At 45.0% G+C, this 10,239-nt stretch carries 14 protein-coding genes; all 14 read right to left on the minus strand.

Annotated elements, in window-relative coordinates; all coding sequences use genetic code 11:
* Nucleotides 1-210: 210 nt before the first annotated feature.
* On the minus strand, nt 211-423 hold the full coding sequence (locus AACT42_RS01000; protein ID WP_094133808.1) for a hypothetical protein: 213 nt from the start codon (nt 421-423) through the stop codon (nt 211-213).
* A 9-nt stretch (nt 424-432) separates the two neighbouring features.
* Complete coding sequence (locus AACT42_RS01005) at nt 433-720, minus strand: hypothetical protein (RefSeq protein WP_094133809.1); 288 nt, start codon at nt 718-720, stop codon at nt 433-435.
* Nucleotides 720-1,310: a hypothetical protein gene (locus tag AACT42_RS01010; RefSeq protein WP_094133810.1), complete on the minus strand. Its 591-nt coding sequence runs from the start codon at nt 1,308-1,310 to the stop codon at nt 720-722. The genes AACT42_RS01005 and AACT42_RS01010 overlap by 1 nt, the downstream gene beginning before the upstream one ends.
* Before the next feature lie 195 nt (nt 1,311-1,505).
* Nucleotides 1,506-1,997, minus strand: coding sequence for a lysis protein (locus AACT42_RS01015; protein WP_094133811.1), 492 nt, complete (start codon nt 1,995-1,997; stop codon nt 1,506-1,508).
* A complete protein-coding gene (locus tag AACT42_RS01020; RefSeq protein WP_094133812.1) occupies nt 1,970-2,458 on the minus strand; it encodes a lysozyme in 489 nt (162 codons plus the stop codon). The genes AACT42_RS01015 and AACT42_RS01020 overlap by 28 nt, the downstream gene beginning before the upstream one ends.
* On the minus strand, nt 2,442-2,630 hold the full coding sequence (locus AACT42_RS01025; protein WP_232473143.1) for a hypothetical protein: 189 nt from the start codon (nt 2,628-2,630) through the stop codon (nt 2,442-2,444). Before AACT42_RS01025 ends, AACT42_RS01020 begins: the two co-directional genes overlap by 17 nt.
* A gap of 761 nt (nt 2,631-3,391) precedes the next feature.
* The gene (locus AACT42_RS24785; protein ID WP_094133813.1) at nt 3,392-3,475 is read right to left on the minus strand and encodes a colicin D domain-containing protein; all 84 of its coding nucleotides are present in this window, start codon (nt 3,473-3,475) and stop codon (nt 3,392-3,394) included.
* A 93-nt stretch (nt 3,476-3,568) separates the two neighbouring features.
* Complete coding sequence (locus tag AACT42_RS01030) at nt 3,569-3,913, minus strand: transposase (protein WP_094133814.1); 345 nt, start codon at nt 3,911-3,913, stop codon at nt 3,569-3,571.
* A 5-nt stretch (nt 3,914-3,918) separates the two neighbouring features.
* Nucleotides 3,919-5,577: an RHS repeat domain-containing protein gene (locus tag AACT42_RS01035; RefSeq protein ID WP_237666827.1), complete on the minus strand. Its 1,659-nt coding sequence runs from the start codon at nt 5,575-5,577 to the stop codon at nt 3,919-3,921.
* 441 nt (nt 5,578-6,018) lie between these two features.
* The gene (locus AACT42_RS01040; RefSeq protein ID WP_141194998.1) at nt 6,019-6,468 is read right to left on the minus strand and encodes a DUF6985 domain-containing protein; all 450 of its coding nucleotides are present in this window, start codon (nt 6,466-6,468) and stop codon (nt 6,019-6,021) included.
* 8 nt (nt 6,469-6,476) lie between these two features.
* Nucleotides 6,477-7,292, minus strand: a complete 816-nt coding sequence (locus AACT42_RS01045; protein WP_254918699.1) for an RHS repeat-associated core domain-containing protein — start codon at nt 7,290-7,292, stop codon at nt 6,477-6,479.
* Nucleotides 7,289-8,194 carry an RHS repeat domain-containing protein gene (locus AACT42_RS01050; RefSeq protein ID WP_254918700.1) on the minus strand — a complete coding sequence of 302 codons (906 nt, stop codon included), beginning with the start codon at nt 8,192-8,194 and terminating at the stop codon, nt 7,289-7,291. The genes AACT42_RS01045 and AACT42_RS01050 overlap by 4 nt, the downstream gene beginning before the upstream one ends.
* Nucleotides 8,195-8,676: 482 nt before the next feature.
* On the minus strand, nt 8,677-9,117 hold the full coding sequence (locus AACT42_RS01055; protein ID WP_094183080.1) for a hypothetical protein: 441 nt from the start codon (nt 9,115-9,117) through the stop codon (nt 8,677-8,679).
* Nucleotides 9,118-10,239 (minus strand): RHS repeat domain-containing protein (locus tag AACT42_RS01060; protein WP_254918701.1); only part of this gene is annotated, 1,122 nt, incomplete at its 5' end. It lies immediately after the preceding gene.

Below are 10,239 nucleotides of genomic sequence, written 5' to 3' on the forward strand. Positions count from 1 at the left end.
TTCTTCCTCAAAGTTATAAAAGTTTTCCCGACTCTCCGAGTGGTCACGCCCTTGTTGCCTATGGTTGACGTTGCCAGTAATGTAAGGAGTCTCACCTTTGACTTGCTTCTTTTTGATTCTTAACTCGCGCTCACACGTAAGGAGTAAGCGGCAAACCGCTTCGTGGTCATAGCTAACGAATTAAGACAGCGAGAAGCCAACGCGGGGGAACTATCGAGTAAATGCCGTAGCATCCGTAAGAGAGAAGCGATATATCGCAGGCTTGAATAAGTCACAGTAAACACCTTCTGATAAAGGTTCTCCGCAACTTACCCAGCTCTGGCCAGAATTAACTTGAAGCTGAGCTGTACCAGAACCAACGACTTCGACTTGCAAATAACCACCAAGATGATCAAACGGCATTTCATTAGTATGCAGCGGCATAAGCCCCACCTATTCAACTTCGATTGGAGAAAAATGCTGTACGACTTTTTGTGCAATATCGTAGCGGCAAACAAACGGACCAACAGCACTCGCAGCCATTGCATTAATAGTTCGAACAGCCGTTAGGCGTTTCACCTTAAAACCATGACTTACAGCCAAAGCCTCAAGTTTAGGCTCTTGTTCATTGGTAAAAACAATCAACTTATAATTACTGCCTACATCAACGGCATGCGGCCATTGTTCCGCAGCAAGCTGCTGCCAGCCCGCCAAAGTAAGAAAAGCATAAACTTGATACATTAGATTTCCGTCCACATAGCGTCGGTATAATTAATGATTTCAGCGGTAAAATTACTAGGAGAATTGGCGTACTGAATAGCACCCATATCGCGCTTAGTCAGTGGCAAATCTAAAACTAATTGCCCGCTGTTTCTGTCACCATTAACCCAAGTTTTAAACAACCGAGGAACGCCAAGTGAATAAGAAGACGTCCCCCAAGAACGCATTAACCGATCAATCACGACCTGCGAACTGGATCCGGTACGAGTTGAAACCACTACGCCATCAATAATAATTGATATCGTGACACCAACTCTTCGCAATCCATAAACATGAGTTTCAGAAACGTTTAAATTAGCCCCTGTCCAACTCACAACATAACCACCTGCGTAAACTTGTATGCCATCACCATTAGTTAACGCTCTAAAAAAATCGTTGATCGTTGGGCCTGAAAAAATAGACTGAAAAGCATCAGTCCTAACGCCTGATACGCAAACCTCTATTTCAAAGTCGGTATTTTCTGGAATGACAACTGGCTGACTAAATTGAACATACTGAGCTAAACCATCAAATGAAAGCGCAAACACTTGCACCAAAGTATGCTGATTCATTCGATTCAATATTGAAGGCAAAACCCTAGGTAATATAGGTTTCAACATGATTAACTCACTTATAAAAGGGTCACCGCCGTAAGCACTGTGGATAATGGCCTAAGCCTTAGGTGCTCGACGACACCAAAAAAGAATGCACGCTTTTGCTCTTGGCGGTGGTAGGTTTACTTGCTTTAAGGCAGCAAGCGGGCCTCTTTAATCAGAATGACTGGCTGGCGAGCATTGAGTGCGAATGTAGCCTTGTAAATAATGGATCTGCCTGATGGCTTTTGAGTTCATTTCTCGGAGATCGAGAATATCTTCTGCAACTGCTCGTTCAACTTCGGCGGCTCCTGCATCGCCCACGCTTCTGGCGCTATCGACTTTGGGCACTGGCTCAGGGCAATTGGCTTTGATGAACACCCGCTTAGCGCCGTTGCGAACGTCAGCACGAAGAGAGTCAATTTCTTTCTTTGCATTAGCGGCTTCCTCCGCATGTTTAATGCTGAGTTCATTGAAGGATTGGATTTTGGCGATTTGCCTATTGTTTAGATCAACCAGTGAATCACGCTCTTCCGTTGCCTTATCAAGCTTCGTTTGCACTACCTTGCGGTTTGCTTTCTCTACTGAATACAAACTAAAAAGTGCGATGATTACGATAGTGATGACGCCAGCGACAATCATTTTCCAGTAAGCTGAAATTGACATACCTCGTCCTCAATCTGTCTACGAGTGATCAATCCTTTCCACTTCTGACCGCCCGCATACACCCATCGCTTCAGTTCACTGCAAGCGCCTGTTATATCACCAGCGTTCAGTTTTTTAAGCAGCGTTGAGCGAGAGAACGCGCCCACACCAACGTTGTAAGTGAAAGAGTAAAGTGCTGCCTTAGTGGGCTTTGGCAGTGCTGGTTTTATCATCGGAAGGATTTGGCGCTCGATCTTCTTTAAGTCTCGCTGTAAGAAGTATTCACACTCTTCTTTTGTGTAAACCTTCCCTTCGATAACATCTGGCCCTGTAGTGCCGTAACAAACCGTAAGAACACCAACAACATCTCGATACGGAACATATTTTATTCCTTCAAGCGGCTTTATCATTGACACTGCAATGGCGATTGCACCGGCACCAGCCGCAATGAGAGAGCGAGTGATATTATTTGCCTTGCTCATTGCCAAACTCCGCTTGAAAACGTTTCTTTTGCCAGTAGTTGTTTATCCACGCGGTCAGCAACATACCGCCAAACGCAATGATCACCATCCACGCATCAGCAGATACCCCACCCAAAAAGGCAATAGAAACGTTCCACCAGTTCGACATTGCGCTGGAGATTTTTTCATTCATACGCATATCCACCCCCTGCTGGAGTGTCCTTTTGCTTACTTGATTTAAAATGAAAAGCCCCACAGAACTGTTGAGCTAGATGAGAAATGACAGGCACAAAAAAAGCGCCATAAGGGCGCAGTACAGAATGATAAATGTCAGAAACACAAAAGCCCCACCGAATAGGTGAGGCTCTGCAATGTGGTAATCCTGCGGCATTTAGTGGTGAATGTCAACGCTCACCCGCTAGATGTAGTAAATAAAATCTTGTGTTTATCCTGAATCACGCTTCATGAACGAAGTGTCAAACTTGTTTTTGGACATAAATGAGATACAGCTTCCACTAAATTAGCAATTTATAGACAACTAAAAGTATGGAAAGTCGCTTAACGTAGCGTCCAGTATTGATGGTATAGATCAGTCTGAATATCAGCCAGCGAAACTGGCTGGAGGCATGCACTCAGTTAGAGCGTCGCCGCAGTACAGCTGTCGGCTGCCAAGAAAGTGCAGAACAAGCGAAGCTCAACTTGAACAAACGTCGCATCCACTTACTTCGATTGGATAGCTAGTTTCCCATCCCCCACCTTTATCATCACGCCCTAAGCTAAACAAAGAAGCAACTTGTTAGCACTTGGCAATTCCTGCTGTTCATTGTCAGAACGTAAATCCGCTCAAACGTCACTGGCTACCGCCTAGATTTAACCACTTATCTATCGCAACAAAGGCAAACCAAAGCCTCGCGCTGTATAAGCATTTGGCCTTTATAGCAGTGCCTGTCCCTGCTAGTTTTTGTATTTCTGAGCGTTCACTTTGCTAAAGTTACCTTCCACTCCAAAATCAGCAGCATGTTTGAACTTCTTCTGCAACTGTTTAGCTGTAGCGGGTGCAACCTTGCTAAAGGCTGCACTCTTTGGAACATTTTTTTGTGGGCAAAGAAAAAGCCCCGAAGGGCTTTGGTTTTATTCTTCTTCCATCTCTAAAAAGATATCTTGCAAGTCACCATTAATTACTTCAGAGTCAACATCAGTTGTTAATTTGAACTCTTCATCGACATCTTCTATCGCAGACACTCCATCCAAAATACCAAAGACGTTAGACAAAGTATCAACTGATACCTGCCTCATTATTTTGAATAGTGTTTCTCGGTTGTCACTATCAAGACTTCTAAACAATGCCAACGCTTTTTTCCAATACTCATCAGTAGCTTCAGCTTCATCTGTATTGTTAAATAAATCTCTATAAATAACATCGTTTTCTTCGATGATTGCCTGTCTTAATTTTTCTACAAAATATTCTGCTTTCATTACTATCACTTTTGAAAAGATGATGGATACATGTCTTTGTTCATTTTCACTAGTTTTTGCAGCTGGCTATTTGGAACATCAGGATATACACGCCTTAACTCTTTCACATCCCTTGCGAGCAATTTTCTTGCACTATCAATCCCTTTTGTGCTTCTTGATACTATTCCATTAGGGCCTTTAATTGTATGGCCCACTTTAGGTACGAGTATTGCCGGCCCTGTTGCTTGGTCATAACCTTCAACAAACTTTTTCATTACAGCTTTTTGCCCAGCGTGGTGTGCATCCATTCCGGGAACTGTTCCTTTTATATCTTTATAAGCCCCTACATCAAACTTTGCTGGCCCCTTTGTAACATCTTTCCCCTTCCCTTCATGAGCTTCACCCGCTAAACCAAGCGGATCAACCCACTCCATCGGGTTGTGTACATACGCCTGAGGTCTCAATCCCCCCGCCATCCCTATGGGGTCCGGGCTTAGGTACTGGCCACTGTCTGCATCGTAATAGCGATTAACGTTGTAGTAAAGGCCGGATTCGCGGTCTTCTATTTGCCCTTGGTAACGCAGGTCACAGTAGAGCTCATCATTGTGGGCGTTTTCTCTAAAACCATGATTAGGAAGCGCATTTCGTTGTTGATAATGGCCCCATAAGGCTTGTTCACCTTGCCAAACTACGTCGCCATTTTCGCTGCACAGCTCCTGTGGCGTGCCAGAATGGTCTGTTACGATATAGTGTAGCTGAGACGCTTGGTCTGCCTTGTGCGTCACCTGCGCGAGTGGGCGAAAGCTCTCTGGCTCGTAGAGGTATTCGATTTCCTGAATAACACTGCCATCGGCGGTCTTTTGGCTGTGCTGGACAATGTTTGCCCCATCCCACAAATACTCAGTGATTCGCTGGGTGCTTAAACACTCTTTTGCGACTCGCCTGCCTAACGGGTCATAACGGTAGCGGTACCGCCCACCATTGGGCAGTTCTATATGTGTGAGCCTGTCATCCCCATTCCAAACAAAACGGGTGTTTTTGGGTCGGAAACCGTCTTTGTATTCGGTTTTCTCGACCACGCGACCACACTTATCGTAGTGATAACGGAATCGTCCCGTATCTAATACACGACCCGCCTTATCGTATTGGCGAGATTGGCGTTTGACTCGTGCATCATCGAGCGAGACTACATTACTATCACCATATTCAGTGGCAAAGCCCTGTTGGTTCAGGTTGAGCTCACTGTCGTAACCAAACAGGTGTACAAAGCGTTGCTGGCTTTCCCACGTCTTTTGCTGGCGGACGGCTTGAACTTGTCCATTAGCGTTTAGGCTGAATCTCGATTTACCGCGTTTGGCATCGTCAATGCCTACGAGCCTGTCTAGGGCATCGTACTGATACTGGCGTAAGCTATCACCATTTCTACCAAGCTGTTGTTGCAGCAGTAATCCTGTGTCACTCCATTGGTGGTGAAGGCTAAACCCCTGCTCTGTGGTGCGAGTTTTCTCATGCCCACTGGGGTGATACACAAATTGCAGTGGGGTATGCTCGCCTACAGACAGTTGCTGTAATTGGTGCTTAGCCCATTGATATTGTCGCGCGGTTTTGCTGCCTGATGAACCAATACGGCGGCCATGTTCGTCGTATTCATGAACGATTGGGGTGCCGTTGAGGTTCTCTTCCAATAGCAGTCCTGATTGGCTGTAAGCAAAGGATACCCATGCATCACCATTTTCGGTGTAGGTTAAGCGAGAGGCGGCGTCGTACTGATCGCGGTCGACACGCGTAAGAATTGAAGGGACAGGTGCCCCAACGGATGGAGCGGATGTGACTTGTTAGTGTAAAACAGGCGAAGCTCAATTTGAAAAAACGTCGCATCCATTTACTTCGACTGGATAACTAACTTCCCGTCACCCATCTTTATCAGCACACCCTACCCTCAACAACCAATCAACTTGTTGGGGCTTAGCAACTCCGGCTGTTCATTGTCAGAGCGTAAATTCGTTCAAATGTCACTGGCTACTGCCTAAACTTAGCCTCTTGTCTATAACGACAAGAGCCAACTAAGGCCTCGCGCTGTATTAGCATTTGGCCTTTATAGTAGTGCTTGTCCTTGTTAACTTTCTTTACAGAACTATATCTTCTGTTGAAACTTCTTCTATATTTCCATTTTTCAAAAGAACACCAATTCCGTGTTCCGGGTCACAATCCGCATTAAATGATAATCCAACTCTAGTTTCTCCTGCGTTTAGCACCATAGGAAATATAAGACTAAGTGGTTCAACTAAATCAGGAATCTCCTTATCATCCACTTGAGCTCTGCCTGTATTCAACAAAACCTCTTTATAATACTTAGCCACAGCAAGCTCAATATCTTTAATTAACTTATCCTTATTGTTAACAAAGTCATCATAAGCCATTCTTTGTTCATCAAAAATTGAATTCTCATCATCATTTGGTTGGACAACTAATTCTATGTTCGTAGTTTTACCAAATATTGATATATCTATATTATTAACCCAATCATAATCATCAAAAGTTAACTCACCAAACACACTATCAATTATTTTCATCATCAATCCCATTAAATCTTAAAAGCTTCAGAAATCCCGCCCAAGTGCCCAAACTTGCCATTTATATCAGTTGGGACAAGTTGTAGCGTTTTCATATCTTCAACTTCGTGCCATGTAAATCTATTAGTTTGTCTGAATTTAGCAACGATCTTCGGAGATACACCTAATCTCTTAGCTAATATTTTATCCGCTTCTCTATGTAATTTCTTTCTAGGGTCTTTAGCTGATTTGACCTTAGCAACAAAATCGTCAATTTCAACAGTATGCTTAGTATGTGGAGATAAGTCGGCATAACCATTGCTGTATTTAACTTTTTTACCTTTTACTGCTGGATGAGCTGAGGTAAATGTACTTTCTCCTCTTGGCCCACTCCACTCGCCGTTAGTAGGCGTTTGATCAAGTCGTTCCTTATAAGTACTACCTCCTGCATTTAGATGACTTTCACCTGCCAACCCCAACGGATCAACCCACTCCAGCGGGTTAAACACATACGCTTGTGGCCTTAGCCCTCCCGCAAACCCTATTGGGTCTGGGCTTAGGTACTGGCCACTGTCTGCATCGTAATAGCGATTAACGTTGTAGTAAAGGCCGGATTCGCGGTCTTCTATTTGCCCTTGGTAACGCAGGTCACAGTAGAGCTCATCATTCTGGGCGTTTTCTCTAAAACCATGATTAGGAAGCGTATTTCGTTGTTGATAATGGCCCCATAAGGCTTGTTCACCTTGCCAAACCACCTCGCCATTTTCGCTGCACAGCTCCTGTGGCGTGCCTGCATGGTCTGTCACGATATAGTGCAGTTGAGACGCTTGGTTGGGCTTATGCGTCACCTTGCACGAGTGGGCGGAAAGCTCTCTGGCTCGTACAGGTATTCGATTGTCTGAATAACACTGCCATCGGCGGTCTTTTGGCTGTGCTGGACAATGTTTGCCCCATCCCACAAATACTCAGTAATTCGCTGGGTGCTCAAACACTCTTTTGCGATTCGCCTGCCTAATGGGTCATAACGGTAGCGGTACCGCCCACCATCGGGCAGTTCGATATGTGTGAGCCTGTCATCCCCATTCCAAACAAAACGGGTGGTTTTGGGTCGGAAGCCGTCTTTGTATTCGGTTTTCTCGACCACGCGACCACACCTATCGTAGTGATAACGGAATCGTCCCGTATCTAATACACGACCCGCCTTATCGTAGTGGCGAGATTGGCGTGTGACTCGTGCATCATCGAGCGATACTACATTGCTATCACCATATTCAGTGGCAAAACCTTGTTGGTTAAGGTTGAGTTCACTGTCGTAACCAAACAGGTGGACAAAGCGGTACTGACTGTCCCAACCCTTTTGCAGGCGTTCGGCTTGAACTTGGCCATTGGCGTTTAGGCTGAATCTGGATTTACCGCGTTTGGCATCGTTAATGCCCACCAGCCTGTCTAGGGCATCGTATTGAAACTGGCGTAATCTATCACTATTTCTACCAAGCTGTTGCTCTAGCAGTAACCCTGTTTCACTCCATTGATGGTGAAGGCTAAAACCCTGCTCTGTGGCGCGAGTTTTCTCATGCCCACTGGGGTGATACGCAAATTGCAGCGGCGTATGCTCGCCTACAGACAGTTGCTGTAATTGGTGCTTCGTCCATTGATATTGTCGCGCGGTTTTGCTGCCTGATGAACCAATACGGCGGCCATGTTCGTCGTATTCATGAACGAACGAGGTGCCGTTGATATTCTCTTCCAATAGCAGCCCAGATGGGCTGTAAGCAAAAGATACCCATGCATCACCATTTTCGGTGTAGGTTAAGCGAGAGGCGGCATCATACTGATAGCGGTCGACACGCTTAAGAATTGAAGGGACAAGTGCCCCAACGGATGGAGCGGATATGAGTTGTTAGTACAAAACAGGCGAAGCTCAATTTGAACAAACGTCGCATTCATTTGCTTCGATTGGATAACTAGCTTCCCTTCCCCCATCTTTATCATCACGCCCTAAGCTAAACAAAGAATCAACTTGTTAGCGCTTGGCAGTTCCTGCTGTTCATTGTCAGAGCTTCAATCCGTTCAAACGTCACTGGCTACTACACAGATCTAACCACTTGGCTATCGCAACAAGGACTAACCAAGACCTCGCGCTGTATTAGCATGCGGCCTTTGTAGTAGTGCCTGTCCTTGTTATTCTTGTGTTGTCTTCATTTATGAATGAAATTAGCTAATCACTTGCTATCAGCTTAATTTTGCATGATTTTCAATCACTTTGAGACCGACAATCTTCATAATTTTTTTTTCAATTTGAGAACCTCTCCAAACTGTAACAGGAGTAAGAATCTCTTCATTGTAATCGCTAAGGCATAACTCTCCTTTACAATCTACCTTTCTCCATCTTTTTTTCTGAATAGCTAGACCTGATGTCACTAAAGGTTCCATTAGTAGGCTATCAAATATACTGGCTTCGACACTGTCCTTCCACCCATTAACTTCACTCGATATAACGATCTTTAAACCAACTGATGTTTCATTTCTTACTACTGCACAATATGCAAAATCTGAGCTCATATCCTGAGGTTTTTGTTTGGCTAAGGAGGTAGCGTCTGAAATATCCAACATCCCCAAAGGAATTGCATAAACATTCTTTTCTAAAATATTTTTCATTTTACCATTATCCATCTAAAAACAATCTTTCTTAGGCTTTCTACTATTAATATCAGCTTTGGCTTTATCATACTCATCATTAAAAGCTATTCCACGGTCATCAACTCTACCTTTATCGAAAGAGTTAATCTTGTTACCACGGTTTGCAATTGATATCTTTTGGCCTCTAATCCCAGTTTTAGTGCCATACTCTTCTATATAAGCTTGTTCATAGCCTCTAGCTTGCGCGTAATTTAACTCTTTTTCTAGGACCTCTAACCTATCATCTGTGGTTAAACGGCCAGACGATAAATGCTGCAGCTCTCGTTTTGATGGGTTGTTTGATATCCCTATATAATATGGGAGCTCTGCCCCTTCTTCAAACAACCCGTAGACAGAAAATCCGCCTTGATTCAATGGTGTCAACCCCAACGGATCAACCCAATCCAGCGGGTTAAACACGTACGCCTGTGGCCTTAACCCGCCCGAAAACCCTATCGGGTCTGGGCTCAGGTACTGGCCACTGTCTGCATCGTAATAGCGATTAACGTTGTAGTAAAGGCCGGATTCGCGGTCTTCTATTTGCCCTTGGTAACGCAGGTCACAGTAGAGCTCATCATTGTGGGCGTTTTCTCTAACACCATGATTAGGAAGCGTATTTTTCTGTTGATAATGGCCCCACAAGGCTTGCTCCCCTTGCCAAACCACCTCGCCATTTTCACTGCACAGCTCCTGTGGCGTTCCAGCATGGTCTGTCACGATATAGTGTAGCTGAGACGCTTGGTTGGCCTTATGCGTCACCTGTGCGAGTGGGCGGAAGGTTTCTGGCTCGTACAGGTATTCGATTGTCTGAACAACACTGCCATCGGCGGTCTTTTGGCTGTGCTGGACAATGTTTGCCCCATCCCACAAATACTCAGTGATTCGCTGGGTGCTCAAACACTCTTTTGCGATTCGCCTGCCTAATGGGTCATAACGGTAGCGGTACCGCCCACCATCAGGCAGTTCGATATGAGTGAGCCTGTCATCCCCATTCCAAACAAAACGAGTGGTTTTTGGGCGGAAGCCGTCTTGGTATTCGGTTTTCTCGACCACGCGACCACACCTATCGTAGTGATAACGGAATCGCCCCGTATCCAACACACGGCCAGCCTTATC

The organism is Vibrio sp. V15_P4S5T153 (assembly GCF_963874485.1).
Lineage (GTDB): Bacteria > Pseudomonadota > Gammaproteobacteria > Enterobacterales > Vibrionaceae > Vibrio > Vibrio anguillarum.